The organism is Klebsiella sp. 4_1_44FAA, from assembly GCF_000238715.1.
Taxonomy (GTDB): domain Bacteria; phylum Pseudomonadota; class Gammaproteobacteria; order Enterobacterales; family Enterobacteriaceae; genus Klebsiella; species Klebsiella pneumoniae.
Window position 1 is genome coordinate 1 of record NZ_JH414812.1, and the last position, 25,299, is coordinate 25,299.

A 25,299-nucleotide genomic window follows, 5' to 3' on the forward strand; every position below is an offset into this window, starting at 1 on the left:
GTAAGCGTTAAGTGAGCGCCGTATTGACGGCTATTTATTGGTGAGATCTACGTTCCATGGCAGCAGTTCGGCCACTTTGTTGATGGGCCACTCCGGCAATACGCTCAGGATATGGCGAAGGTAACCCTCTGGATCGATACCGTTCAGCCTGCACGTTCCGATCAGACCATACAGCAGGGCACCACGTTCACCACCATGATCACTGCCGAAGAAGATGTAGTTTTTCTTGCCCAGACAGACCGCTCGTAGCGCGCGCTCAGCAGCGTTATTATCCGGCTCTGCCAGACCATCATCGCAGTAGTAACACAGGGCATCCCACTGGTTCAGTGCATAAGCGAACGCCTCGCCTAACCGGGATTTTTTCGACAGAGTGGCACTTTTCTGTAAGCGTGCAGCAAGAACCGTATTGACGGGGATGTGTTATTCAGTCGGCAGTGCTACGCGCCAGGGGAGCAGTTCGCCGACCCGGTTTATCGGCCAGTCGGCTATGACGTCAAGGACATAGCGGAGGTAGCTTTCTGGCTCCACTCCGTTCAGTTTGCACGTCCCGATCAGGCTGTACAGCAGCGCTCCCCGCTCTCCTCCATGATCCGAACCGAAGAACAGGTAGTTTTTGCGGCCCAGACTGACCATCCGCAGCGCATTTTCAGCGATGTTATTGTCCGCCTCAGCCCAGCCATCATCTGCATAGTACGTCAGCGCCGGCCACTGGTTCAGGGCGTATGCGAACGCTTTCGCCAGTTCTGAGTGTCGCGACAGGGTTTTCATCTTTTCACGCAGCCAGCTTTCCAGGGATTTCAGCAGCGGTTTCGTTTTCAACTGACGTTCGGCAAGGCGCTGCTCCGCCGTCATTCCCCTTATCTCTGCCTCGATGGCGTACAGTTCGCCGATCCGTTTCAGCGCTTCCTCCGTCAGGGCTGACGGGGTGCGAACGTGCACATCGTGGATTTTACGGCGGGCGTGAGCCCAACAGGCGGCTTCCGTTATCCGACCATCCCGGTACAGCTCGTTGAACCCAGCGTATGCATCCGCCTGCAGTACACCACTGAACCCCGCAAGATGGGTCTGCGGATGGATGCCTTTTCTGTCCGGGCTGTAAGCGAACCACACCGCCGGCGCCAGCGTTGACCCGGCGTTACGGTCGTCACGAACGTAGGTCCATAACCGCCCGGTCTTCGTTTTCTTATTGCCTGGCAACAGCACCGGGACAGGCGTGTCATCAGCATGGAGCTTACCGTCAGTCAGCACATAGTCCTGAAGCGCTTCTTCCAGCGGTGACAGTAGCCGGCAGCATGCATCCACCCAGCCCGACAGCAGTGAACGACTCAGCTCCACGCCCTGGCGGCCGTATATTTCAGACTGGCGGTACAGCGGGGTGTGCTCTGCATACTTTGAGATCAGCACGCGGGCCAGCAGCCCCGGTCCTGCGATACCCCGCTCGATGGGCCGTGAAGGCGCGGGGGCCTGCACGATGGCATCGCACTGAGTACAGGCATGCTTTTCACGTACAGTCCGGATAACCCGGAAGGCGTTGCGCATCAGCTCCAGCTGTTCGGCGGCATCCTCACCCAGATAGCTCAGCGAGCCTCCACATTCCGGGCAGCATGACGCTGCCGGCAGTAGTCGTTTTTCATCGCGGGGGAGTGATTCGGGGAACGGTTTGCGGGTGCGGGTTTGACGCAGCGGGCGCTGCACGGCCGGGTCGTCAACCCGACCGGTAAGGGTATCACTTTCTTTCTGAAGTGCCTTCAGGTCAGCTTCCATCTGTGCGATACGACGGGAGACTTTTTCGGAGCGGCTGCCGAAGTTCATCCGGCGCAGCTTATCCAGCTGTGCCTGCAGATGGTCTATTTCGCGTTCACGCTCGTTCAGCTTTTCCAGCAGGGCACGGTTCAGCGCCTCCTGTTCGGCAAGGAGACGTTTCAGTGCATTGATATCGTCAGGAAGTGAGCTGCTCATACCGGGTATATTACCAGGCTCATTCAGCGTCGACCAGGATAAAGAGGCTTACAACATAGTCAGGGACGTAAGCAGTCTTTTAGGCTGCCGCCAGTCGATACCTTCAAGGAGCATCGCCAGCTGTGCCGGTGTGAGGAACACTTTGCCATCCCGGGCTGACGGCCAGGCGAAGCGGCCGCGCTCCAGCCGTTTGGTCAGCAGACACAGTCCATCGCCGGTAGACCAGAGGAGCTTTATCTGACTGCCATTACGCCCACGGAAGATAAAAACGTGACCTGACATCGGATCGTCTTTCAGCGTCGTCTGCACCTTTGCCGCCAGGCCGTTGAAGCCGTTTCTCATATCGGTGATGCCAGCGACCAGCCAGATCTTTGTCCCTGATGGTAATGGGATCAACGTTTGAGCTCCCGTATCAGCAGGTTCAGGATATTTTCGCTGATGGCACCATTCAGACGGAGTGATCCGTGCCGGAACGTTACTTCACAGCTGATATTGAGTGATTCAGGTGCCGCAGCAGCTACAGGTTGTGACCGGGGGGAGGTTGCAGGGACAACATCTTCGGCATCAAGTGTTATCGGGAGCAGCTCAGGCACGTTGTTTTCTGTTGTTGAAGGAGGACGTAGTTTTCCTTCGCGCCAGTACTGGCGCCACTTGAACAGCAAATTATCGTTGATCCCATGCTCACGAGCGAGTTGCGCTACGGAGATCTCTGGTCGATGCGAGAGTTCAACCATTTTGATTTTGAACTCAACGGGATAATTAGGGCTTTTTTTACGCACTGCGGTTAATGATTTCATGGATAGCGTCCACCATATTTGGTGTCCACTATCCTCTCAGGAATATCAGGATCTGCCAGACGGTGCTGAGACGACGCTTACCATGGAAGCAGCGTAGTAAGCTGATTTAATGATGTAAGAATAAATCTTACATTAAGATATGGAGGGGTTATGGCTCGTACGATGACGGTGGACGTGGGTGATGAGCTGCATGAAAAGCAGGCTGAATCCAGACTTCAGGAACTGCGCGATCTGCTGGCCGAAGGGATCAGCAGCGGCGAGGCGAAACCATGGAACAAGAATGCATTCCTGAGGAATGTCAGGGCCAGGGTGGCAAATGAAAGAGATTGAGCTGACACCCAAAGCAGAAGAGGATCTGGAGGCCATCTGGGACTTCAGCTTCAGACAGATCGGGGTTGTTCAGGCGGATGCATAGATCGGTCGTATAGCTGCAGTATTTGATGTGCTGGCCATGCATGATATCGGCACGCATTGTGCAGAGCTGGGAGACGATATCTGCACACTGCCGGTAGAACCGGCATACGATCTATTTTGTATCATCACATTCTATGGTTACGGTCATTCGTATTCTCAGCCAGTCTCAGGATACGGCGCGACATGCACCCTGGAGATGACCGGGGAACAGGATTCTCAAACAATATAAGTTAATTGTGAGGTCGACATGACCAAAAAAAACATTGTGTATGGACTCTTTCATTATTATTCATTTCGCTTATAAAAAAAACGCTCCCGGACGGGAGCGTAAGCCAGTGACTTCGGCGTCAAATGAGGGTCTGACAAGTGGAGCAGCGGGTTAATTCTGGGTGATCTGGCTGCGATGCTTTTCAGCCTGCTGCTGATGAATAACGGAAGACTGGCCATTATTCGCCTTCTCATGCACAACAGCGGCTTTCTCATGCTCGCTCATTTCGGAAAATGGCTTAGCAGTTTCTTGGGTGTTCTCAGGTTTGGATTTCATCATTTTTTTATGCATTTCAGCCATGTCCTGATGGGCAGCAGAATTGCCGTTTTGCATCATTTCATGGGACATTGCGGCCTGATCGTGACCGCTCATATCCATCATTTTCATGCTCTCCCCCTGAACTGCACTTTTTTCAGCGGATGATTGCATCTGATGGGCAGGCGCCTGGGCATTATTTACCTGGTCATGCATGTTCATTGTCTCTGCAGCCCAGGCAGATGAAGCGACAGCCATCATGGCAATAAAGGATACAAGGATCTTTTTCATGGTTGGGTCTCCGGTGTTTTCATACCCGAACAATCAATGCTTATAACAGAGAAAGCATTTGATCTCAGGGCTGGTTGATCATCACGCCAGGAACCGGGCGATTGAATTATCACGCTGTCCTGATTTATGGCTGATTATAAAAAACCGCCTCTGTTTATCGCGTGACTGAACGATGACATTTTTGTCACCTTCCGGGTTTCTCCTGAATAACGGTATTAATCCATTAACAGACGCACACTGAACACAATTTCCCGCCCCTGCTGTTCTGCTGACAGCTCGCCGCCGTGAGCATGAATGATCGACCTTGTAATTGATAATCCCAGCCCCGCGCCTTCCGTGTTGTAGAACCTTGATGAGTCTGCGCGATAGAACCGGTCAAACAAACGTTCCAGATTAGCGGGAACCTGGCCGGACATCGTATTCGTAATCATCACGTTCACACAGTCACTGTCACGCTCAATGTGTATCGCTGTACAGGTGTTATCGGGAGAATACTTGATTGCATTGGAAAGCAGGTTACTGAAAGCACGTCGGAGCATATCGCTGTCTCCGGCAACAACGCCCTCTCCTTCAACCGTGATTGTCTTTCCTGTTTCGTCTGCCAGGGGCTCGAACAACTCACGTAATTCATTCAGTTCGGCTGCCAGATCCACATCATGTTTTTCCAGCCGCAGCAGACCATGCTCTGAACGTGCCAGAAAAAGCATGTCACTGGTCATTCGTGACAACCTTTTCAGTTCTTCCAGGTTAGCGAATAAAATTTCGCGGTAATGCGAAACATCCCTTTCCTTAGCCAGTGCAAACTGCGTCTGCATCATCAGATTACTGACTGGTGTGCGCAGCTCATGCGCGATGTCAGACGAGAAATCTGACAGTTTCCGGAATGCCCCCTCCAGGCGATCAAACATATTATTGAACTCCTGCATGGTCTCAGAGATTTCCGGCGGAGCCAGATCGGGATTTAGACGCTGATCCAGGCTGTGTACGGTCATGGAGGAAGCCAGACTGGTCATTTCCCGTAGCGGTTTCAGACCAATACGTGTGGTCAGCCAGCCCAGAAAAACAGAAATAAAGACCAGACCGATATTGAACCAGAACAGCCAGGTACTGAGTTTGTCCATAAACAGGGTGTGATACCCGGTATCCGTGGCAACCGTAATGATGACATGTTTGCTTTTACCCTGTTCCGGCGTCACGGCAACCCGCCGCGAGATACTGCGGTACACGGTGTTATTTTCTTCCGTCTGGATCATATAGTCGAGAATATCACCCGACTTATTAAGCAGGACCGCTGGAACAACAGAATTTTTGGCATAGAGTTCAACAATTTTTTCATTTTCCATGTTTTTTATAGAAATGAATAAGCCATTGTGCCCCACCATCGCATCGTTTATTTTTTCTGATAATGACTTAATATCCGTTTTGTTCCTGAACGTCTCTGTTTTAAGAAACTCTTCGGTGAGCTGAAGTTTACCTGTCAGAAAATCGCGGTCCTGATTATCGAAATAGCCATTAAGGGTGCTAATCAGGATAAAACTTGATAACCACCATACCGTAAGCATCACCGCAGAAAAAATCAGGCTCAGGCGTGTGGTCAGGGAAATTTTGAACCTCACTCTTCTCTGATCTCCAGGACATATCCGACACCGCGAACGGTATGGATCAGTTTTGGCTCAAAGTCATCATCAATTTTACTTCTCAGACGTCTCACGGCGACATCAATCACATTCGTATCACTTTCAAAATTCATGTTCCAGACCAGGGACGAGATAAGACTCCTGGGTAACACTTCTCCGGTGCGTTGCAGCAGCAACTCAAGCAGAACGTATTCTTTACCGGTGAGATGGATCTTCTTCCCCGAACGGATCACGGTCCGGCGCACCATATCAACGGTCATATCGGCGATGGTGCAGACTGTTGCGGCCTGCGAGCGTGCCCGGCGCAGTAGGGTTCTTACACGTGCAACCAGCTCCGTAAAATCAAAGGGCTTAATCAGGTAGTCATCTGCGCCAAGCTCCAGTCCTTTCACTTTGTCCCGCACGTTGTCCTTTGCGGTTAAAAACAGGACCGGTTCTTCGTGCCCGGACTCCCTCAGTGCGCTGATGATTTGCCACCCGTCGAGGAAAGGCAGCATCACGTCCAGTATTATCAAATCATACTGTCCCTTCGACGCGGCCCCAAGACCATCGCGGCCATTATTAAAGAGATCGGCCTGATAGCCTTCCTCAACCAGTCCCTGCTGCAGGTAACGACCTGTTTTTTGTTCGTCTTCAACGATTAAAATACGCTGCATGGTCAACTCGCTGATATGAAAGTAAAAATCTCACGCATGAGCGTTGGCTGTCCCCTAGCTGATCTGAGACGGAGCAAGCATTCCAAGCCACGCTACGGCGCCCAGAATGATAATCGCAACAACGAATTCTGTCAGGATGCTGTTTCGCATCAGGGCAACGCTGCGATCATAATTCCCTTCCCTGACCATAACTTCAAGCCGGGGACCCAGGTGAAACCGGTTTGCTGCAGCCAGAAGAAGCATCAGAACAAACAGAGCCGTCTTGGCAAGCAATATCCTCCCCCAGGAACTGTTGAATAAGGGAGTTAAGTTACCCTCAGCAATATACAGATAGTTGACCAGCGCACTCAGGATCAGGGCTACAACAATCACCGTTCCTGCCGTGGCAAATTTTGCCAGGGAGTCAGATATCACAATGACGCTCTGTGCATTATGCTCGTTTCTGCGCATCAGCAGGATAGCAAATGCAACCAGAGCACCTGTCCAGGCACCTGCAGCGCCGAGATGGGTCAGATCGCTCAGTAAATGGAGATAGTAATGCAGACCGTCATGCATAACGGCGTGTCCTCCCCAGGCAAGTGTAGCCAGCGCCACGCCCCCACTCATCGTCATCAGCAGGCAGGACAATACTCTCTTATTAGTGTAAAGGAACAAAGCACCGAGTGTGGTAAACAGGGCACAGAGCCTGACAATCCAGCTAATACCCACATCAGTTTCTTCTATCACCATCTCGATAACATGGATGGATAATTCTCTGAGGTCAGTTACTCCACTCATGGCATTAGATACCAGGAGCATATTAATGCCAGTAAGAATGATGCCTGTAACAACAGCAAAGGTTATAAACGACCTGAAATTAGTCAGGTTATAGGTTTCATGTCTGACACCACTTATTCCATATATCTGAAAAAATGGCAATCCAAATATTACCATCAAATCCAGATAAAGAAGAAAACGAATAACAATCATAATCAGGTCGTTCATAATATTACTTCACTGTAAAGGTGTAATTACCGGTAATAGGGTGCGTATCTGAAGAAACCGCGCGCCAGTCAACACGATAAGTGCCAGCGGGTAAAGGCTCTCGCGGAATAATGACCATCGATTTAGGGTCAGCGCCTGGCGCCACTTTTGCCGCGACCGGCATCGGAGAATGTGATGACATGCCTTTCATACCCGTCATCGTTAATTTTGCACCTGAGAATTTCACGGTCAGATTTTCCGAGAAATTAAGCTGAATCTTTTCCGGGGCCGCTACGGCTGAATCAGCCTGTGGCACAGAGCTTTTTAATTCCGGATGGGCCATAGCAGAGAAAGCAACGCCCATAACGAGGCCACCTGTAAGAATGGCTTTATTTAAAATCGACATTTTATTTACCTGTTTAGTTGAGTGTTTTATATCAGTGCGTTAAAACCAGATTCTGGCTCCCGCCAGGAATACTACCTGATGGTCTTTCTCACCTTCTCTTTTCGCCATATCGGATGTTTTCCCGTAAAGTTGATTCCAGGAAACGCCTATATAGGGTGCAAACTCACGGCGTATTTCATAGCGCAGCCGGAGCCCCAGCTCTGTGTCAGTCAGTCCCCTGCCGCGACCCCGCGATTCATCATCCTGACTGTAGAAATTCACCTCATAGGATGGCTGGAGTATGAGCCGGTTAGTCAGTAAAACGTCGTATTCTCCTCCCAGACGAAGGGCTGCTTTTCCGCCATTACTGACAAAACCCGTAATTTCAGACTCAAAATTATAGAGTGCCAGCCCCTGAAAACCGACAGCAGCCCAGGTCCGGGCAGAAGCAGGTCTGAAATCCTGCCTGACACCCGCAACCAAATCCCACCATGGGCCAACCGCATGTCCCCAGAGTAACTGCGCTTCAGCCGCCTCCGTTTCCCCATTGCTTCGTTCACCTTCACTCTTTAGCCAAATCCGATCTGTGTCGCCTCCAATCCAGCTGTTAACACTCCAGCTGAAATTGTTGGTGTTATCCGACCGTTGCCATTCCAGTTGATCCAGCAGAACCAGATAATTAATCGCACTGTCGTGAATCGCATGCCCCTGTAAATTGCCGAATGCAGCCTTCCGGTCGGCATCGGTAACAGGCGGAATTGGCGTTCTGCTCTCAGTTACAATGGGCTCCATTGACGTCATCTCAGTGAAATTCTCATCTGCTGGCATCTGCATGGCAGACATGTCGTGCCCGGCGTGGGGATCTGCAGAGACGGAGCCCGCCGCAATAGAAAGCTGTGAGGTAAACAAACCGGCGACCAGAACAGGTATGGCCTTCAAATTTCTCTTCATTCGTATCATTCCTCCACCCGGACTTCACGAAACATTCCCATTTCCATGTGATAGAGCAAATGGCAGTGATACGCCCAGCGGCCAAGCGCATCTGCTGTCACTCTGTAACTGCGTTTTGTACCAGGGGGAACATCTATTGTGTGTTTACGAACCATGAAATTACCGTTTTCATCTTCCAGATCGCTCCACATACCATGCAGGTGAATGGGGTGAGTCATCATGGTATCGTTGATCAGCGTGATCCTGAGCCGCTCACCGTATTTCAGCAGCACCGGTGCGGCATCTGAAAACTTGATTCCGTTAAATGACCAGGCAAACTTTTCCATGTGGCCGGTTAAATGCAGTTCTATGGTACGGCCAGGTTCACGTCCGTCAGGATCCTCAAAGCGGCTTTTCAAATCCGCGTACGTGAGAACCTTTCTTCCGTTATTTCGAAGACCAATACCCGGATCATTTAATTTCGGAGAGACGCTCATCGCCTGCATATCAACCAGTGGGTTATCCGTTTCTGACGCAGGATGACTTTGCATACCCGGCATTCCGGCCATCCGGGAATGATCCATACCGGCCATGCTGCTGTGATCCATGGGCGCGGAGGATGTCCCGCTATCCGGAAGGTCAGCACCGTCCATAGACATCATCTCTCCGCTGTTATCCATGCCTCCCATCTGGCTGTGGTCCATTCCTGCCATATCATGTCCCATTCCCCCCATACCCATATCTTCCATGGTCAACAGAGGACGGGGATCGAGGGGGGGAACGGCAGCACTTAACCCTTCTCTCGTGGCCAGTGTCCCTCGAGCGTAACCGGTCCTGTCCATGGATTGTGCGAAGATGGTATAGGCCTCACCCTGAGGCTCCACAATGACATCATAGGTTTCGGCAACGGCAATCCTGAATTCGTCAACGGTAACCGGGTTTACATACTGGCCATCTGCAGCCACGACCGTCATTTTCAGCCCGGGGATACGGATATCGAAATAGGTCATTGCCGAGCCGTTGATAAACCGTAAGCGTATCTTTTCACCGGGACGGAACAGTCCGGTCCAGTTTTTCAGCGGGGCCTGCCCGTTCATGAGATAGGTGTAGGTGTAGCCACTGACATCCGCGAGGTCAGTCGGATTCATTTTCATTTCAGCCCACATTTTCCGATCGGCAATGGTGGCTGACAGCCCCCTGGTATTCACGTCGCGGAAAAAAGAGCCAACGGTTGGTTTATTGAAATTGTAGTAATCCGACTTGTTTTTTTAATTTTTTCAGCAGGCTGTGAGGATTTTCATCGGTCCAGTCAGACAACATGACCACATGCTCACGATCGTAAGCAAACGGTTCTGGCTCCCTGGCATCGATGATAATGGCACCGTATACCCCCTCCTGTTCCTGCAGACCGGAATGGCTGTGGTACCAGTAAGTCCCGTTCTGCTTAACCTTAAAGGTGTAAACGTAGGTATCATCAGGCTCTATGCCCATAAAACTCAGCCCCGGAACACCATCCATATTGGCCGGAAGAATAATGCCGTGCCAGTGAATGGACGTCTGTTCATTAAGACGGTTTTTGACCTTCAGGGTAATGGTGTCACCTTCTTTCCAGCGAAGAACGGGCCCCGGCAGGCCTCCATTGATTGTTTTGGCCTGACGCTCACTGCCCGTGATATTGACGGCCGTTTCACCAATGGTCAGGTCAAACTGAGTACCCTGCAGGGATGCGGCAACTGGCAGGCTCAGACTGGAACGCGCATTGAAACTCCATACGCCAAGACTTCCGGCTACGCCAGAGAGGGTTAACCCCTTCAGGAAAGTTCGTCGAGACGTTTTCAACAGCATGCGCATTCCCTTATTTAAAGTATGGTTACTGACAGAATTCGAGAACCGATTTAAATTAAATTACTGGTTCATCCACTTACAATGAAATGAATCTAGCACACCTTAAGAAACAAATTCATTACAATCGTGTAATGTACGTGGCTGTATTACATTTACGTCATCTTCCCCACAGGTTGATTTTTTTATATATGATCATAAGGACATCTTTTATGTACCTCAGAAGGTAATTACACATGAATATATTAATCACGACCACTGCGTTTACAGCTTTATTTTGTGGGGCAGCTTTTGCTCAGTCCAGTGATATTGCCCATGAAGCACATCGATTTGTTAATAATGCCTCAGCCGTCAGTCATGTGAACTCCTCGACGCATGAAAACTTACCGGACAGGGTTAATAAAAACAACACGCCCTCATTCTCTGAAATGAATGAACATGAAAGGGCCATTGTTGCTCATTCATTTATGAACAACAGCGCGTCCTATGCGCATCAGAAAATGATTGAGGAACATAAAAAAATGCTGTCCGGCAGTGATGCAAATTCAAAGACCTCGTCTTCTTCTTTTAACGAACTGAATGCCGGAGAAAAAGCCGCTCTCGTGCATGAGCAGGTCAATAATGCCGGTGCGGAAGCACATCAGACGCAGGCAAGAAAGCTTCGCGGGCTGTATTCGACCAGGTAACTGCAGGCGGGTTAGTGCTTAGCGTCAGGTGCGCAGCAGGGCTTTACTGACGGGTTACGTAGCAGGACATGAGCCCCATATTGCTCTGCCGTAACCTGTTTCAGTCCCGTTAATCATCACCGTCGGGCTGGTCATACAGTTCCCAGAGCTTCAGGAGCAAACGGGAAACAAGATATGTTACAAAAATGACGACCATCAACGGTGCTCCCGATTAACTGACAGATGACACGCCTCCTGAAAACCCCTAGCATACGCCGCAGTGTTCATGCTAACGGCGAATTCCAGTAAATGTATTCTACCGATGTCGTAAAAGAAAATGCCTACCTTTCAGCCACCCGCTCGGGGCTGGAATCGAACGAGATCGCTACTCTTCAGCGCTCCTTGCCTTCCCGGTTTAATCTGCGGCATTTGAAAAAAAATGAATCATTAAAACTCGTACTGCAAAAGAAAGCGGGAAAATCACGTGTCGTGGCCTATAAATTTACGTCCGGTTCATTTAATTACACGGCGTATCGTATATCAGATAAAAAGTTCTATAACCTTTCCGATACTTCCGGGAAAGGCAGTCTCGATTATCCGTTACCGGCCACAGCAAGACTCAGTTCGCCTTTCAATCCTGCAAGACTTAACCCGGTATCGGGAAAAGTGAGTCCCCATAATGGCATTGATTATTCCATGCCCATGAACACGAAAATAGTCAGCGTCATCGACGGAAAAATCACCCGGGCCGAATACAACAGTACCATGGGATATTTTGTTGAAGTAACGGGAAAAGCCGGTGTTAAAACTCGCTATCTCCACCTCAATAAAATACTCGTTACTAAAGGGGCCAGGGTTACCCGGGGAGACGCTATTGCGTTATCCGGTAACAGCGGACGTTCATCCGGTCCTCATCTGCATTACGAGCTGGTCATCAATAACAATCCTGTTAACTCACTGGCGTTCCGGGCAGCGGCACCCGCTGATAACAAACTTGAACAGCATGCCTTTGCGCATGCCAGAGACTACGAACGATACCTGGACTGATAACGGGGCCGCGACGCGGCCCCGTCTGCCGGATTAATTTTTTTTATCGTTTTCACTTCCTTGATGTTGATGATCTCCATGCCCTCCGTGGCCGTGGAAAAGATGCATTAGCGGGCAGACCAGCAATAACAGATATGGCCAGTAACCTGCCACATGTGACCAGTGTTCGCGCAGGAGGGCAAATGCCGCAATCGCGGCGACAGCAATAAGTGCATAGGTGGTACTTTTCATACCGGACTCCTTCTGTTAGTAACAGACCCTTCATTCAGGGTTATTTCCCGAGCCTGACACTTTTCAGACGCAACGCATTTGCAATGACGCTAACGGAGGAAAGGGCCATGGCCGCCGCCGCAATAACTGGCGACAGCAGTATTCCATACACAGGATAAAGCAGACCTGCAGCTACAGGCACCCCAAGAGCATTGTAGATAAACGCAAAAAACAGATTCTGCCGGATATTTTTCATGGTGATTTCTGACAGATGACGGGCCCTGTTGAGTATCATCAAATCGCCTTTGAGAAGGGTAACGCCAGCACTTTCTATTGCCACATCTGTACCCGTTCCCATGGCTATACCCACGTCAGCCGCTGCCAGCGCCGGGGCATCATTCACACCGTCTCCGGCCATCGCAACCACATGGCCAGACGCTTTCAGTCGGGTTATCACTGCTTTTTTGCCATCCGGCAGAATCCCGGCTTCAACCTCATCTATTCCCAGTTTCCGTGCGACTGCTTCAGCAGTAAGCTGGTTATCCCCGGTGAGCATAACAATGCGGATCCCCGCCTGACGCAAAGCTTTAAGCGCATCCGGCGTGGTTGCTTTCACGGGATCCGAGATAGCTATCAGGCCTGCAAGGTTCCCGTCTGTGGCCACATAGATAACGGTAGCGCCTTCCATCCGCAACGTATCCGCAACGGCCTTTTGATTATCAATAACGATACTGTTTTCCTGCATAGCCAGTTCATTACCAATAACAACCCGTTGACCTTCGACATCGCCTGAGACACCTTTCCCCGACGGGGCATTGAAATTACTGACGGCAGGTATCACGATCCCCTTTTCATGCGCGGCTCTGACAACAGCCATACCCAACGGATGCTGCGAACCTTTTTCCACTGCAGCTGTTACACGTAAAAGAGATATTTCCCCACCCGGACTGAGACTGATAATCCCTGTCACCGTAGGCGAACCTTCCGTGAGCGTGCCTGTTTTGTCGACAACCAGCGTGTCCACTTTTTCAAGACGCTCAAGGGCTTCGGCATTCTTGATTAACACCCCGGCCTGGGCGCCTTTGCCCACCCCCACCATTATCGACATCGGCGTGGCCAGTCCCAGCGCGCAGGGACAGGCAATAATCAGGACCGACACAGCCGCAATGAGACCGTGCGCCATCCTGGGCTCGGGCCCCCAGACAGACCAGATCAAGAAAGCAACAACCGCGATAAGTATCACCAGAGGAACAAACCAGCCTGAAACGCTGTCTGCCATTCTCTGGATGGGGGCACGCGAACGCTGTGCATCAGCGACCATCTGAACAATTCGTGAGAGCATCGTTTCATCACCGACTTTCTCTGCACGGATGATAAGACTACCTGTCTGATTAATCGTCCCCCCAATGACAGGGTCACCCTTCGTTTTGGTAACCGGCATAGACTCCCCGGTCACCATCGATTCATCAACGGTTGTTTTGCCTTCGATCACGATACCGTCGACCGGAATACTCTCTCCAGGTCTGATGCGGAGCTTATCGCCAGGCAGGACATCTTCCGCATTAATATCCGTTTCATGACCGTCATGATCCAGCCGTCTGGCGGTTTTGGGGGCAAGGTTCAGAAGCGCAGTAATGGCGCCTGAGGTTTGTTCCCGTGCCCGCAGCTCAAGAACCTGTCCCAGCAGAACAAGCACCGTAATAACTGCTGCGGCTTCAAAATAAACGGCCACCAGGCCATCCATGTTTCTGAACGATGCAGGAAACCAGGAGGGGAAGACGGTTGCAATGACGCTGTAAACCCAGGCTACGCCGGTCCCCATTGCAACAAGGGTAAACATATTCAGGGAGCGGTTACGTAACGACATTCCGGCCCGGGCGAAGAATGGCCAGCCACACCACAACACGACAGGGGAGGCCAGAAGCAACTGCAGCCATGTGTTGTACTGTGGCGGTACTGTATTCCTCAAGTCGGGAAACAGATGAGATCCCATTTCGAGTACCAGAACCGGAAACGCCAGCAACAACCCCAGCCAGAAGCGTCTTGTCATGTCGTGAAGTTCATCACTCGGCCCCGTGGATGCCGTAGCTACGAGCGGCTCCAGTGCCATTCCACAGACAGGACAGCTTCCGGGACCACTGCGGCGTATCTCCGGGTGCATCGGACATGTCCACACACCTTCAGAATTCTCTTTTTCCGCCTGGTTGTGAGGCTGTTTTATCTGATCAGGGCTGACTTCGTGATGATCGTGGTGATGGTGATGGGAATGTTCACTGGCATCTTCGGTAAGATAACGATCGGGATGGGCTTTAAATTTACTCTCACAGCTGGCGGAGCAGAAATAAAGTTGGTGGTCCTGGTATCGAATGCTGCTGTGCGCCCTGTCGGGCAGGATGGCCATCCCGCATACGGGATCTCTCACCTTATGCAATACGTGGCCCTCGTCCGGGGATAATGTCTGCTCAGAAGCAGTCTGGTTGTTGTGTTGCACTGCATTGTCATTTTTCACAGTAACTCTCCTTATGCATACCGAAGCATCTTCTGTCTTCAGGGTATGTCATGGATGCGATTACCACGAATATCGCCGGCACAGGAGTGCCTGCTACCGGCGTCCCGTTATCAGCCGTTCCGCTGACTATTCGATTCGCTGGAAGACTTTTTTACTTCCATCCGGTGAGAATGCGATAACATCGTAAGCCTCTTTTCGGGCTCCCATCTCCATTCCAGGACTTCCTGCTGGCATACCGGGGGTGGCGAGACCGTATATACCCGAACCAGACTGCATTGCCTTATGTATCGTTGTCGCAGGCACATGGCCTTCAATGATCAAATTACCGGCAACCGCGGTATGACAACTTCGTAGTCCTGCAGGAATAGCATGCTTTTCTTTCAGGGCTGACAGCGCCTGATCATTCATGACGTGAGTTCGTACTTCGAACCCGTCTTTTTCCATCGCTTTGCCCCACAGGGAACAACAGCCACAGTTTTCAGATTTGTACATATCAATCACTTTTTCACTCGCCATCGCGGGTAGTGAAAGGCCGAGAGCCAGCGCCATTAGAACCACTTTTTTCATACTCACCTCTGTATATTATCGATATAAACCCTGACGTCAGGGTGAATCAGTAAAGAAGGACACCCACAGGGGGTGCCCTTTCAGGTTCAGGACACGCTTTTTTTATGTCTGCGCAGCCAGATTAATTTGTAGGCGGCAGGAATAATGAACAGGGACAGCAGCGGAGCCGTGATCATCCCACCAATCATGGGTGCCGCGATACGGCTCATGACTTCTGAACCTGCACCGGTTCCCCACAGTATTGGCAGCAGACCCGCAATGATCACCGCCACGGTCATGGCTTTCGGCCGGACACGCAGTACGGCACCATGATAGAGGGCTTCATCAAGGCCTTCCGGTGTGAACGTCTCTTTACGGGACAATTCCGGGTGCGCTTCAATGGCATGACGCAGATACATCAGCATGACCACGCCAAACTCTGCTGCCACCCCGGCCAGGGCGATAAACCCGGTTCCGGTCGCCACTGACATATGGAAGCCCTGCCAGTACAGGAACCATATCCCGCCAACCAGGGCAAACGGCAGGCTCATCAGAATAAGTAAGGCCTCATCAGCCCGGCGGAATGCCAGATATAACAGGATGAAGATGATCATCACCGTCATCGGTACCATCAGTTTTAATTTCTTATTGGCGTGCTCGAGTAATTCAAACTGTCCTGAGAATGCCACACTGGTCCCCGGTCTCAGTTTCACTTTCTCACTGATGGCCGTCTTAATATCGTTCACCACCGACACCATGTCCCTGCCGCGGGCATCAACATAAATCCAGCTGGCTGGCCGGGCATTTTCGGTTTTCAGCATGGTTGGTCCGGAAACGACCTTAATATCGGCAACATCGCCCAGCGTAATTTGCTGCTTCATTGGGGTCAGGATCGGCATCTGTTTCAGCGCCTGCGGACTGTTCCGGTAATCCTGCGGGTAGCGAATGTTAATAGGGTACCGGGCCACCCCTTCAACCGTCTCACCCACCATAGCACCTCCGATTGCTGAAGAGACGAACAGCTGGACATCACCTACCGTCATCCCGTAGCGGGAGGCTTTCTCCCGGTTGATATCGATATCGATGTAGCGCCCGCCCTCAAGTCGCTCAGCCAGGACAGACACCACGCCAGGCACGGTTTTGGCTACCGCCTCGATACTCTGCGCCGTCGCGTCGATATCGGACAGAACAGTCCCGGACACTTTGATACCTATCGGGCTTTTGATCCCGGTTGAGAGCATATCAATACGGTTACGGATAGGCGGCACCCAGAGGTTGGCCAGACCCGGTAAACGGACTGTCCTGTCGAGTTCATCAATAATCTTGTCAATTGTCATGCCGGGACGCCACTGATCCTCTGGTTTGAGCTGGATCGTGGTTTCCACCATTTCGAGCGGCGCGGAATCCGTTGCGGTCTGTGCTTTACCGGTCTTGCCAAATACAGAAGCCACTTCAGGAACGCTTTTGATTAACTTGTCTGTTGTCTGCAGGAGCGCTGCAGCTTCTGCCGGAGAGACGCCAGGCAAGGTCGACGGCATATACAGCAGATCGCCCTCGTTAATCTTCGGCAGAAATTCACCGCCCACCTGACTCAGTGGCCAGATAACCGTGAAAATGGACAAGGCCGCAACCAGCAGGGTTGTTTTTGGCCAGTGGAGGACCCGCAGCAGCAAAGGATGATACGCTTTGATCAGCACCCGGTTCAGGGGGTTACTGGTCTCGGCAGGAATTTTCCCCCGGATCCAGAATCCCATCAGAATAGGAATGACGATGATGGCCAGTGCGGCCGCTCCCGCCATGGAGTACGTTTTCGTGAATGCCAGCGGGCCAAACAGACGACCTTCCTGCCCTTCCAGGGTAAAGATAGGAATAAAGGACAGGGTGATGATCAGCAGGCTAATGAACAACGCGGGTCCCACTTCCACGGAGGCGTCGGTAATCACCTTCCAGCGGGTGGCGTTGTCAATCTGCTCACCCGGATGCTGATGATCCCACTCCTCAAGCCGTTTGTGCGCATTTTCAATCATCACAATGGCGGCATCCACCATCGCACCGACGGCAATCGCTATCCCTCCCAGCGACATAATATTGGCGTTCAGTCCCTGGAAGTGCATGACGATAAAGGCGATACACAGGCCAAGCGGCAGAGAGATAATCGCCACCAGGGCAGAACGTACGTGCCACAGGAACAGAGCACAGACGATGGCCACCACGATAAACTCTTCCAGAAGTTTATGGCTGAGGTTATCAATCGCCCGGTCGATTAACTGGCTGCGATCGTAGGTGGTCACGATTTCAACGCCTTCCGGCAGGCTGGCCTTCAGCGTCTCCAGTTTATCCCTCACTGCCGTGATTACGTCGCGCGCGTTTTTACCCGACCGCAGGATCACCACGCCGCCGGCGACTTCCCCCTGGCCGTTCAGCTCGGCAATACCTCGCCGCATTTCAGGCCCGGTCTGCACGCGGGCAACATCCCGCAGATAAACCGGTACACCGTTCTCGCCGGTTTTCAGGACAATGTTATTGAAATCATCAATGGTCTGAAGATATCCGCTGGCCCGGACCATATACTCCGCTTCGGCCATTTCAACGGATGAACCACCGGCCTCCTGGTTAGACGATTCAAGAGCCTGTTTCACTTCAGGCAGGCTGACACCGTACTGGGACAATTTCTCCGGATTGACCTGGATCTGATACTGTTTCACCACGCCGCCAACCGAAGCGACCTCAGCCACGTTCGGGATGGTTTTCAGTTCAAATTTCAGGAACCAGTCCTGCAAAGAACGCAGTTCTGAAAGGTCGTGTTTTCCGCTGCGATCGACAAGGGCATATTCAAATATCCAGCCCACTCCCGTGGCGTCCGGACCGATTTCAGAACTCACACCCGCAGGCAGTTTGCCCTGAACCTGATTCAGGTATTCCAGCACGCGCGAACGGGCCCAGTACAGATCGGTCCCGTCTTCAAAAATGACATACACATACGAATCCCCGAACTGTGAGAAACCACGCACGGTTTTTGCGCCAGGTACGGACAGCATGGTGGTGGTAAGTGGATAGGTGACCTGGTTTTCTACAATCTGCGGGGCCTGTCCGGGATAGCTGGTTTTAATAATGACCTGCACATCTGACAGGTCAGGCAGCGCATCGACCGGCGTGTTAATTATCGTCCATGTGCCCCAGATGCTGAGAAACAGTGCGCCCATCATGACCAGGAAACGGTTGGCGACAGAGCGCCGGATAATCCATTCAATCATCGTCGTCTCCTCAGTGCCCTGAATGCATATTTACAGGCTGCTCAGACATTGCTGGCATACTGTTTTCTGTTTTTTCAGGGTGGCGCATACGTTCCAGCGCGCCCGTAATATTGGCTTCGGAGTCAATGAGGAACAGGCCACTGACCACCACGGTATCGCCTTCATTCAGGCCGGAGCCAATGCCGGACTGTTGCTGTGATTCATGCAGAACGTGGATCTGTTTCGGCACAAACTTGCCTTCATCATCAACAGTAATCACGCGCTGTTCTTTGCCGGTATCGATAACGGCCTGGCTTGGTATCAGCAGCATCTCCTGGCTCCTGGTATTCAGTTTCAGATAGGCATTCATGCCCGGCTTGAGAAACTCATCCTTATTAGAAACCTGGAGACGGACCTGAAGCGTACGGGTTGTCTGATCCACGCTGGGAAGAATGTTCCATTTTTCGACATGGAATGTTTTATCCGGATAAGCCGGTACCGAAATTTCAAACTGCGACGTATCTTTCAGCAGATAGGCGATAGATTCTGGCACTGCAGCGCTGATCCAGACCGGGTCCATCCCCTGAATCTGAGCCACTACTTTATCTTTCGAAATATTCATGCCGGTGCGCAGGTCAAACGCAGTAATGACACCATCAATAGGTGCTTTAATGGTAAAACGGGTCTGGATTGTGCGGGTTGAACGCAGCCTTTGAATATCCTCTTCCGGCATACCAGCCAGACGAAGTCGCTCCAGAACCCCTTTTATCTGGGTTGACGTACCGCCTGTACCGGATAACAGCAGGAACTCACTTTGTGCCTCAACCCATTCAGGAATGGTGATATCGATAAGCGGAGTGCCTTTCTTCACCTGATCGCCAATCGTCAGGGGATACACTTTTTCGACGAAACCGTCAGAGCGCGCCTGCACAATGACAAACTGATACTCGTTATAGCTGACATTAGCCGGGATTGTCTGAGAATAATTCAGCATTCCTCGCGTGACTTTTTGCGTTTTTAATCCCAGATTCTGAACCTGGGTTGGGTCGATACGGATCCCGCCACTGCTTTTATCGCCACTGTCATCAGCATATTTTGGCAACAGGTCCATATCCATAAAGGGCGATTTTCCGGGTTTATCAAATTTGGTATCCGGTTTCATCGGGTCATACCAGAAAAGTACCTTTCGCTCCGGTGCCTTTTGTTCGGTTTGTACTGTTTTTTGTGATGAGTTTACATACTGCCAGGCAGTAACCGATATCAGCCCCCCTGCTATGAGGCTGCTGATAATTATTGCAGCATATTTTATCTTTAAAGAAGCCATACAATTTCTCGCTGAAAAATCAAAACACCTGGCATATGCGCCCGATCATTCATTCACAGTAATCCCTTAATGAATGTTCAGGCGCACTGGATGTATTCGCTCCGGACTGATAATCAGGATTGCGTAACGTTAATGCTTTTGAGTAAGGAGATATTGCCCTGCTGAATAAACGAGAAATCGACATGGTTGCCGGTTTTCAGGGCATTAATAGCGTCAATAGCGTCGTCTGCATTAACAAAAGTGAAGCGCATGGTCATTGCAGGCCAGCCCACCGCAGGGATTGCTTCGTGCGAAATGGTGATTTTTTTACTATTCATATCAATGGCTTTAACGACACCGGAGCCCCTGATAACCTGCTGTACCGAAGCGTCACTGGCAGCATTCATATCGCCATGCTGATGTGTTTCAGCATGAAGACCGGCAGAAAACATGACAGAGAAGGCACCAAATAAAACGGCTTTAAGTGAATTACGCATTTTTAATTTCCTGATTAATTAAATAAATTTACTCTACCCAACCGCCACCCAGCGCGGTAAACAGATTAATTTCGTTAACCTGTCGGGAATAGGTAAGATCGAGAATGGTTTGCTGCGTCGCGAAGAGGGAACGTTCTGCATCCAGCACTTCGATGTAACTGACAGCACCACTTGCATACAATCCTCTGGCACGCTGGAGAGTTATCTGAAGTGAATCAAGATAACGCTGCTGTGACTCAAGTTGCTGGCTAAGGCTGTCGCGCAGCGCAAGCGTGTCGGAAACATCCTTAAAGGCTGACTGAATTTTTTGTTCGTAATTAACCACCGATTGTTGCTGGCGAATTTCAGCCAGCTTCAGATTGGCTTTATTCCTGCCAGCATTAAAAATAGGAATTTCAATTTTAGGGATAAAATTCCACATTCCACTTCCTGACGTAAACAGGCTTGACAGCTCCGTACTGCTTGCGGAAAGACCACTGGTCAGGGTAATGGAGGGGAAAAAGGCCGCTCGCGCTGCGCCAATATTGGCATCAGCCGCTTTCAGCTGATATTCCGCTTCCATAATATCCGGTCGCTGCAGCAAAATTTGTGAAGATAGATTTGGTGGCAATTTTACTGGTGCGATCTCCCCGCCTTTCATCCCTTTTTCTGACGGAAGTGCGCGGTACGTTCCCAGCACCAGTTGCAGGGCATTGTTTGCCTGAGCCAGATCGCCTTCTCGTTTGGCTATTTCGGCGCGGGTACTTTCGATTTGTCCTCTCGCCTGTTCAAGTGCCAGAACGTTCGTACTCCCGGTCACGAGCTGTTGCTCAACGAAAGCATAGGACTGTTCATAATTTTTCAGCGTTTCCCGCGCAATACGGAGTTGTTCGTACGCCAGTTGCTGGCTGAAATAGCTCTGTGAAACGTTGGAGACCAGCAGGATGTGTACGGCACGACGGGCTTCTTCGCTGGCAAAGTAGTTCTGGCGATCAGCCTCACTCATGTTCTTAAGTTTGCCAAAAAAATCGAGCTCATAGCTGAGCTCCAGACCCGCGTCGTACTCCTGTGTGGTCGGCTTGTCACCTTTCAGACCACCGTTGTATGTGATCCCGGATGAGGCATTCAGTTGGGGATAACGATCTGCATCCGTGACGTTGAACTGGGCCCGGGCCTCTTCAACCTTCAGGGCAGCCATTCTCAAATCACGGTTATTATTCAGGGCTTCACCGATCAGCCTGCTGACCTGGGGATCGACAAAAAAGTTTCGCCAGCCCGTATCCTGATAGCTGTTTACCGCAGGCGTCAGACTGTTTTTAGACAATGAAAACTGCTGGGGAACCGGAGCTGGCGGACGCTGATATTCAGGTGCCAGAGAAACACAACCAGCCAGGATGAATATGGTACTGATGCTGAGTAATTTTAATTTGAACATAACGCTTCTCGTCCAGGCAGACCTGGTAAATGGTTCAAACGAAGTCCAGAGTATTGATAGGGATACTTTACCGAACGCTCTCTGTTTGCCGGGTGACAGGATAATGACAATGTTGTCATTTTTGCTGTAATCCGTTGATAACGATCGTGGGCGCAATAGAATGACATTAGCAGCCAGCCGGGGAGCAAGATGAAAATATTGATCGTCGAAGACGAAATTAAAACAGGTGAATATCTCAGCAAAGGGCTTACAGAGGCAGGGTTCGTAGTGGATCACGCTGATAATGGTCTTACCGGATATCATCTCGCCATGACAGCCGAGTATGATTTAGTCATCCTGGACATCATGCTGCCTGATGTGAACGGCTGGGATATCATCCGCATGCTGCGCACTGCCGGAAAGGGTATGCCGGTCTTACTGCTGACAGCCCTCGGCACGATCGAACACAGGGTCAAAGGACTGGAACTGGGTGCGGACGATTATCTGGTTAAACCCTTTGCGTTTGCCGAACTGCTCGCCCGGGTGAGAACCCTTCTGAGGCGGGGAAACACGATGATCACGGAAAGCCAGTTTAAGGTGGCTGACCTCTCGATTGATCTCGTATCCAGAAAAGTCAGTCGCGCCGGAAACCGCATTGTGCTCACCAGTAAAGAGTTCAGCCTGCTGGAATTCTTCATTCGCCATCAGGGAGAGGTTCTTCCCCGCTCCCTGATTGCCTCTCAGGTCTGGGACATGAATTTTGACAGCGACACTAATGCGATCGATGTCGCAGTAAAGCGACTCCGCGCTAAAATAGACAACGATTACGGGACAAAGCTGATCCAGACAGTCCGGGGCGTGGGCTACATGCTGGAGGTCCCGGATGCATAGCAAACCTTCCAGACGCCCTTTCTCACTCGCCCTGCGGCTGACCTTTTTTATCAGCCTGTCCACGATACTGGCTTTTATCGCCTTCACCTGGTTTATGCTGCATTCTGTTGAAAATCATTTTGCCGAGCAGGATGTCAGCGATCTTCAACAAATCAGCACCACACTGAACCGTATACTGCAGTCCCCGGTGGATCCGGATGATAAAAAAATAAGCAAAATAAAGGAATCAATTGCCAGCTACCGCAACGTTGCCCTTTTGCTCCTCAATCCCAGGGGTGAAGTGCTCTTTAGCTCAGCTCAGGGGGCGGCACTACGCCAGGCAGTGAATTCAGCAGATTTTAGCGAGCACAGCCGCGCACGGGATGTCTTTCTCTGGACGGTGGAGGATCCTGCGGGACCGATGGATACCGGGTCCGAAATGAAGATGGAAACATACAGGATTATCGCCTCCTCTGGTCAGGCGATATTTCAGGGCAAACAGCAGAACTATGTCATGCTGACTGGCCTATCCATTAATTTCCATCTCCATTACCTCGATGCGCTGAAAAAGAACCTGATTGCGATTGCCGTCGTGATAAGCCTGTTGATTGTTCTGATCATTCGAATCGCTGTCCGTCAGGGGCACCTGCCCCTTCGTAATGTCAGCAATGCCATTAAAAACATCACCTCCGAGAATCTTGATGCGCGACTGGAACCGACACGCGTTCCCATTGAGCTGGAGCAACTGGTTATCTCGTTCAATCATATGATTGGAAAGATTGAGGATGTCTTTACCCGCCAGGCCAATTTCTCTGCCGATATCGCGCATGAGATCAGAACGCCCATCACCAATCTGGTGACGCAGACTGAAATCGCACTGAGTCAGGATCGAACACAGAGGGAACTTGAGGATGTCCTCTATTCCAGTCTTGAAGAGTATAACCGGATGACCAAAATGGTCAGCGATATGCTGTTCCTGGCACAGGCGGACAATAACCAGCTGATACCTGACAGGGTCCGTTTTGACCTCAGAGCGGAAGTCATGAAAGTCTTCGAGTTTTTCGAAGCCTGGGCCGAAGAACGCAATATCACGCTCAAATTTAACGGGATGCCCTGCCTGGTTGAGGGAGATCCACAAATGTTCAGAAGGGCGATCAATAATCTGTTATCCAATGCCCTGCGTTATACCCCGGAGGGACAGGCAATCACCGTCTCAATAAGAGAGCAGGAGAGCTTTTTTGACCTTGTGATTGAAAATCCGGGGAAACCAATCCCTGAAGAGCATTTATCAAGGCTGTTTGACCGTTTTTATCGGGTAGATCCGTCCAGACAACGAAAAGGAGAAGGCAGCGGCATCGGCCTTGCGATTGTGAAGTCCATCGTGGAAGCACATCACGGAAGAGTGCAGGTGGAATCGGACGTACGTTCAACTCGTTTTATCCTATCCGTGCCCAGACTGGAGAAAATGATTCCGGAAACCCAGTACTGAGAATAAAGATTTAAATGACAAAGATGTCATTAGCCTGTCATGCAGCAAACAGAAGCCATTCGATATAATTAGTGCAACTTATCAGGAAGGCATTATTACTTCATCCATACACGGCATCAGCACAAGCCAGGAGTTGTATTAAAGCCTCATCCCGGCGGAATAAGGTCTGTAGAGTTGTCAGTTGTACTACTGAGGACACAGATCGAAATTCACGGACATCACTAATTCAGAAATGGAGAGTTACCATGAAAAATATCGTCTTAGCATCAGTGTTAGGTTTGAGCTTAATTTCTACGGCCTGGGCCACTGAAACTGTAAATATCCATGAGCGTGTCAATAATGCTCAGGCTCCGGCCCATCAGATGCAGTCTTCTTCAACTCCAGCCGCCATCCAGGGGGCAGCTCCACGGATGGCCGGTATGGATCAGCATGAACAGGCTATTATTGTTCATGAAACCATGAACAATGGTTCAGCAGATGCACATAAAAAAATGGCGGAAAGTCATCAGAAGATGATGGGAACTGGCACCGTTAACGCTTCCCGTCCGGCGACTTCGTTTGCGGCAATGAATGAGCATGAAAGAGCTGCAGTTGCCCATGAATTTATGAATAACGGTCAGTCCGGCCCACATCAGGCCATGGCCGAAGCGCATCGTCGTATGCTCAATGCAGGCTGACGGCGATGGTAGTATCTTTGCAGTCCTGATTTCCTTGATAGATTTTTCCGTAACCGGATATATTGCAACATCTTTGCCCCCTACAGGGGGCATTTTTATCAGATTCTGGGCTTTGTTGAATAAATCAGATTTCGGGTAAGTCTCCCCCGTAGCGGGTTGTGTTTTCAGGCAATACGCACGCTTTCAGGCATACCTGCTTTCGTCATTTTGTTCAGCGCTCGTACCAGGGCCATAGCCTCCGCAACCTGACCATCGTAGTCACGCAGCGTCAGTGAACCCCCGAACAGCTGTTTTACCCGGTACATCGCCGTTTCCGCTATCGAGCGACGGTTGTAATCTGTTGTCCATTTCCACCGCGCATTACTCCCGGTCATTCGCTGATTAGCCACTGCACGGTTACGGTCTGCATATTCACCGGGCCAGTAACCCGCACCTTTTCGGGGCGGGATAAGCGCGCTGATTT

24 protein-coding genes and 3 pseudogenes are annotated in these 25,299 nt (G+C 50.9%); 8 read left to right on the forward strand and 19 right to left on the reverse strand.

What is annotated here, in order from left to right:
• Positions 1 to 30: 30 nt before the first annotated feature.
• The 4 genes and pseudogenes from HMPREF1024_RS29555 to HMPREF1024_RS0127760 all read right to left on the reverse strand — a co-directional run.
• A pseudogene (locus HMPREF1024_RS29555) lies at positions 31 to 387 on the reverse strand (transposase); the annotation flags it as partial.
• 33 nt (positions 388 to 420) lie between these two features.
• A complete protein-coding gene (locus tag HMPREF1024_RS01380) occupies positions 421 to 1,959 on the reverse strand; it encodes an IS66-like element ISEc22 family transposase (protein ID WP_004196907.1) in 1,539 nt (512 codons plus the stop codon).
• A 48-nt stretch (positions 1,960 to 2,007) separates the two neighbouring features.
• Complete coding sequence (gene tnpB / locus HMPREF1024_RS01375) at positions 2,008 to 2,355, reverse strand: IS66 family insertion sequence element accessory protein TnpB (RefSeq protein ID WP_004196919.1); 348 nt, start codon at positions 2,353 to 2,355, stop codon at positions 2,008 to 2,010.
• A complete protein-coding gene (locus tag HMPREF1024_RS0127760; protein WP_003031976.1) occupies positions 2,352 to 2,756 on the reverse strand; it encodes a transposase in 405 nt (134 codons plus the stop codon). The genes tnpB and HMPREF1024_RS0127760 overlap by 4 nt, the downstream gene beginning before the upstream one ends.
• A 150-nt stretch (positions 2,757 to 2,906) precedes the next feature.
• Between HMPREF1024_RS0127760 and HMPREF1024_RS01370 the strand changes: the two genes are divergently transcribed.
• The 3 genes and pseudogenes from HMPREF1024_RS01370 (at position 2,907) to HMPREF1024_RS31880 (ending at position 3,370) form a co-directional block, all read left to right on the forward strand.
• On the forward strand, positions 2,907 to 3,086 hold the full coding sequence (locus tag HMPREF1024_RS01370) for a type II toxin-antitoxin system ParD family antitoxin (protein WP_004118349.1): 180 nt from the start codon (positions 2,907 to 2,909) through the stop codon (positions 3,084 to 3,086).
• Positions 3,052 to 3,171: a type II toxin-antitoxin system RelE/ParE family toxin gene (locus HMPREF1024_RS01365; protein WP_009654306.1), complete on the forward strand. Its 120-nt coding sequence runs from the start codon at positions 3,052 to 3,054 to the stop codon at positions 3,169 to 3,171. Before HMPREF1024_RS01370 ends, HMPREF1024_RS01365 begins: the two co-directional genes overlap by 35 nt.
• A gap of 36 nt (positions 3,172 to 3,207) precedes the next feature.
• Positions 3,208 to 3,370: pseudogene (locus tag HMPREF1024_RS31880) on the forward strand (type II toxin-antitoxin system RelE/ParE family toxin).
• 179 nt (positions 3,371 to 3,549) lie between these two features.
• On the opposite strand, the gene HMPREF1024_RS01360 reads toward HMPREF1024_RS31880, so the two are convergent.
• The 7 genes and pseudogenes from HMPREF1024_RS01360 to pcoA all read right to left on the reverse strand — a co-directional run bounded on the left by HMPREF1024_RS01360 (position 3,550) and on the right by pcoA (position 10,400).
• Positions 3,550 to 3,984, reverse strand: coding sequence for a hypothetical protein (locus HMPREF1024_RS01360; RefSeq protein WP_009309894.1), 435 nt, complete (start codon positions 3,982 to 3,984; stop codon positions 3,550 to 3,552).
• 215 nt (positions 3,985 to 4,199) lie between these two features.
• Positions 4,200 to 5,600 carry a copper resistance membrane spanning protein PcoS gene (gene pcoS / locus HMPREF1024_RS01355; RefSeq protein WP_009309895.1) on the reverse strand — a complete coding sequence of 467 codons (1,401 nt, stop codon included), beginning with the start codon at positions 5,598 to 5,600 and terminating at the stop codon, positions 4,200 to 4,202.
• On the reverse strand, positions 5,597 to 6,277 hold the full coding sequence (gene pcoR, locus HMPREF1024_RS01350; protein ID WP_009309896.1) for a copper response regulator transcription factor PcoR: 681 nt from the start codon (positions 6,275 to 6,277) through the stop codon (positions 5,597 to 5,599). The genes pcoS and pcoR overlap by 4 nt, the downstream gene beginning before the upstream one ends.
• Before the next feature lie 54 nt (positions 6,278 to 6,331).
• Positions 6,332 to 7,210: a copper resistance inner membrane protein PcoD gene (gene pcoD, locus HMPREF1024_RS01345; protein WP_080821469.1), complete on the reverse strand. Its 879-nt coding sequence runs from the start codon at positions 7,208 to 7,210 to the stop codon at positions 6,332 to 6,334.
• 55 nt (positions 7,211 to 7,265) lie between these two features.
• Positions 7,266 to 7,646, reverse strand: coding sequence for a copper resistance system metallochaperone PcoC (gene pcoC, locus HMPREF1024_RS01340; RefSeq protein ID WP_000025662.1), 381 nt, complete (start codon positions 7,644 to 7,646; stop codon positions 7,266 to 7,268).
• A gap of 39 nt (positions 7,647 to 7,685) precedes the next feature.
• A complete protein-coding gene (gene pcoB, locus HMPREF1024_RS01335; RefSeq protein WP_001378118.1) occupies positions 7,686 to 8,576 on the reverse strand; it encodes a copper resistance outer membrane transporter PcoB in 891 nt (296 codons plus the stop codon).
• Positions 8,577 to 8,581: 5 nt separating this feature from the next.
• Positions 8,582 to 10,400 (reverse strand): annotated as a pseudogene (gene pcoA, locus HMPREF1024_RS0127765) (multicopper oxidase PcoA).
• Positions 10,401 to 10,633: 233 nt separating this feature from the next.
• Between pcoA and HMPREF1024_RS01330 the strand changes: the two are divergent.
• A complete protein-coding gene (locus tag HMPREF1024_RS01330) occupies positions 10,634 to 11,083 on the forward strand; it encodes a copper resistance protein (RefSeq protein WP_001023257.1) in 450 nt (149 codons plus the stop codon).
• 288 nt (positions 11,084 to 11,371) lie between these two features.
• Positions 11,372 to 12,109 (forward strand): peptidoglycan DD-metalloendopeptidase family protein, encoded by a 738-nt coding sequence (locus HMPREF1024_RS01325; RefSeq protein ID WP_004118669.1) that lies wholly within the window; start codon positions 11,372 to 11,374, stop codon positions 12,107 to 12,109.
• A 33-nt stretch (positions 12,110 to 12,142) separates the two neighbouring features.
• Here HMPREF1024_RS01325 and HMPREF1024_RS01320 read toward each other — a convergent pair whose 3' ends face one another.
• From HMPREF1024_RS01320 to silC, 7 genes are all read right to left on the reverse strand, one after another.
• Positions 12,143 to 12,340: a DUF2933 domain-containing protein gene (locus tag HMPREF1024_RS01320; RefSeq protein ID WP_000843497.1), complete on the reverse strand. Its 198-nt coding sequence runs from the start codon at positions 12,338 to 12,340 to the stop codon at positions 12,143 to 12,145.
• A gap of 40 nt (positions 12,341 to 12,380) precedes the next feature.
• Positions 12,381 to 14,828, reverse strand: a complete 2,448-nt coding sequence (gene silP, locus HMPREF1024_RS01315; RefSeq protein WP_004098955.1) for an Ag(+)-translocating P-type ATPase SilP — start codon at positions 14,826 to 14,828, stop codon at positions 12,381 to 12,383.
• Between the two features lie 126 nt (positions 14,829 to 14,954).
• A complete protein-coding gene (locus HMPREF1024_RS01310) occupies positions 14,955 to 15,395 on the reverse strand; it encodes a DUF411 domain-containing protein (RefSeq protein ID WP_000758228.1) in 441 nt (146 codons plus the stop codon).
• Positions 15,396 to 15,481: 86 nt separating this feature from the next.
• Entirely contained in the window at positions 15,482 to 18,628 is a 3,147-nt protein-coding gene (silA, locus tag HMPREF1024_RS01305; protein WP_009309899.1) for a Cu(+)/Ag(+) efflux RND transporter permease subunit SilA, read from the reverse strand.
• A gap of 10 nt (positions 18,629 to 18,638) precedes the next feature.
• Positions 18,639 to 19,931: a Cu(+)/Ag(+) efflux RND transporter periplasmic adaptor subunit SilB gene (gene silB, locus HMPREF1024_RS01300; RefSeq protein ID WP_009309900.1), complete on the reverse strand. Its 1,293-nt coding sequence runs from the start codon at positions 19,929 to 19,931 to the stop codon at positions 18,639 to 18,641.
• 113 nt (positions 19,932 to 20,044) lie between these two features.
• On the reverse strand, positions 20,045 to 20,407 hold the full coding sequence (cusF, locus tag HMPREF1024_RS01295) for a cation efflux system protein CusF (RefSeq protein WP_004213578.1): 363 nt from the start codon (positions 20,405 to 20,407) through the stop codon (positions 20,045 to 20,047).
• A gap of 28 nt (positions 20,408 to 20,435) precedes the next feature.
• On the reverse strand, positions 20,436 to 21,821 hold the full coding sequence (gene silC, locus HMPREF1024_RS01290; protein WP_000475512.1) for a Cu(+)/Ag(+) efflux RND transporter outer membrane channel SilC: 1,386 nt from the start codon (positions 21,819 to 21,821) through the stop codon (positions 20,436 to 20,438).
• A 189-nt stretch (positions 21,822 to 22,010) separates the two neighbouring features.
• Here silC and silR point away from each other — a divergent pair, with 189 nt between their 5' ends.
• From silR to silE, 3 genes are all read left to right on the forward strand, one after another.
• Positions 22,011 to 22,691: a copper/silver response regulator transcription factor SilR gene (silR, locus tag HMPREF1024_RS01285; protein ID WP_000697969.1), complete on the forward strand. Its 681-nt coding sequence runs from the start codon at positions 22,011 to 22,013 to the stop codon at positions 22,689 to 22,691.
• Entirely contained in the window at positions 22,684 to 24,159 is a 1,476-nt protein-coding gene (silS, locus tag HMPREF1024_RS01280) for a copper/silver sensor histidine kinase SilS (protein WP_009309901.1), read from the forward strand. The genes silR and silS overlap by 8 nt, the downstream gene beginning before the upstream one ends.
• 245 nt (positions 24,160 to 24,404) lie before the next feature.
• Positions 24,405 to 24,836, forward strand: coding sequence for a silver-binding protein SilE (silE, locus tag HMPREF1024_RS01275; protein WP_009309902.1), 432 nt, complete (start codon positions 24,405 to 24,407; stop codon positions 24,834 to 24,836).
• Positions 24,837 to 25,000: 164 nt separating this feature from the next.
• Here the strand turns inward: silE and HMPREF1024_RS0127770 are convergent.
• Positions 25,001 to 25,299: IS5/IS1182 family transposase (locus tag HMPREF1024_RS0127770; RefSeq protein ID WP_071739897.1), on the reverse strand; the 299-nt coding region annotated here is incomplete at its 5' end.

What these genes read in the sequence shown, in the direction of transcription:
- silR (WP_000697969.1), top strand. Translation starts at nt 22,011, where the DNA reads ATGAAAATATTGATCGTCGAAGACGAAATTAAAACAGGTGAATATCTC.
- silC (WP_000475512.1), bottom strand. Translation starts at nt 21,821, where the DNA reads ATGTTCAAATTAAAATTACTCAGCATCAGTACCATATTCATCCTGGCT.
- silB (WP_009309900.1), bottom strand. Translation starts at nt 19,931, where the DNA reads ATGGCTTCTTTAAAGATAAAATATGCTGCAATAATTATCAGCAGCCTC.
- HMPREF1024_RS01380 (WP_004196907.1), bottom strand. Translation starts at nt 1,959, where the DNA reads ATGAGCAGCTCACTTCCTGACGATATCAATGCACTGAAACGTCTCCTT.
- HMPREF1024_RS01360 (WP_009309894.1), bottom strand. Translation starts at nt 3,984, where the DNA reads ATGAAAAAGATCCTTGTATCCTTTATTGCCATGATGGCTGTCGCTTCA.
- pcoR (WP_009309896.1), bottom strand. Translation starts at nt 6,277, where the DNA reads ATGCAGCGTATTTTAATCGTTGAAGACGAACAAAAAACAGGTCGTTAC.
- silE (WP_009309902.1), top strand. Translation starts at nt 24,405, where the DNA reads ATGAAAAATATCGTCTTAGCATCAGTGTTAGGTTTGAGCTTAATTTCT.
- HMPREF1024_RS01320 (WP_000843497.1), bottom strand. Translation starts at nt 12,340, where the DNA reads ATGAAAAGTACCACCTATGCACTTATTGCTGTCGCCGCGATTGCGGCA.
- HMPREF1024_RS0127760 (WP_003031976.1), bottom strand. Translation starts at nt 2,756, where the DNA reads ATGAAATCATTAACCGCAGTGCGTAAAAAAAGCCCTAATTATCCCGTT.
- cusF (WP_004213578.1), bottom strand. Translation starts at nt 20,407, where the DNA reads ATGCGTAATTCACTTAAAGCCGTTTTATTTGGTGCCTTCTCTGTCATG.
- HMPREF1024_RS01325 (WP_004118669.1), top strand. Translation starts at nt 11,372, where the DNA reads ATGTATTCTACCGATGTCGTAAAAGAAAATGCCTACCTTTCAGCCACC.
- HMPREF1024_RS01370 (WP_004118349.1), top strand. Translation starts at nt 2,907, where the DNA reads ATGGCTCGTACGATGACGGTGGACGTGGGTGATGAGCTGCATGAAAAG.
- pcoC (WP_000025662.1), bottom strand. Translation starts at nt 7,646, where the DNA reads ATGTCGATTTTAAATAAAGCCATTCTTACAGGTGGCCTCGTTATGGGC.
- pcoB (WP_001378118.1), bottom strand. Translation starts at nt 8,576, where the DNA reads ATGAAGAGAAATTTGAAGGCCATACCTGTTCTGGTCGCCGGTTTGTTT.
- HMPREF1024_RS01310 (WP_000758228.1), bottom strand. Translation starts at nt 15,395, where the DNA reads ATGAAAAAAGTGGTTCTAATGGCGCTGGCTCTCGGCCTTTCACTACCC.
- HMPREF1024_RS01365 (WP_009654306.1), top strand. Translation starts at nt 3,052, where the DNA reads ATGTCAGGGCCAGGGTGGCAAATGAAAGAGATTGAGCTGACACCCAAA.
- silS (WP_009309901.1), top strand. Translation starts at nt 22,684, where the DNA reads ATGCATAGCAAACCTTCCAGACGCCCTTTCTCACTCGCCCTGCGGCTG.
- silA (WP_009309899.1), bottom strand. Translation starts at nt 18,628, where the DNA reads ATGATTGAATGGATTATCCGGCGCTCTGTCGCCAACCGTTTCCTGGTC.
- HMPREF1024_RS01330 (WP_001023257.1), top strand. Translation starts at nt 10,634, where the DNA reads ATGAATATATTAATCACGACCACTGCGTTTACAGCTTTATTTTGTGGG.
- pcoD (WP_080821469.1), bottom strand. Translation starts at nt 7,210, where the DNA reads ATGGTAATATTTGGATTGCCATTTTTTCAGATATATGGAATAAGTGGT.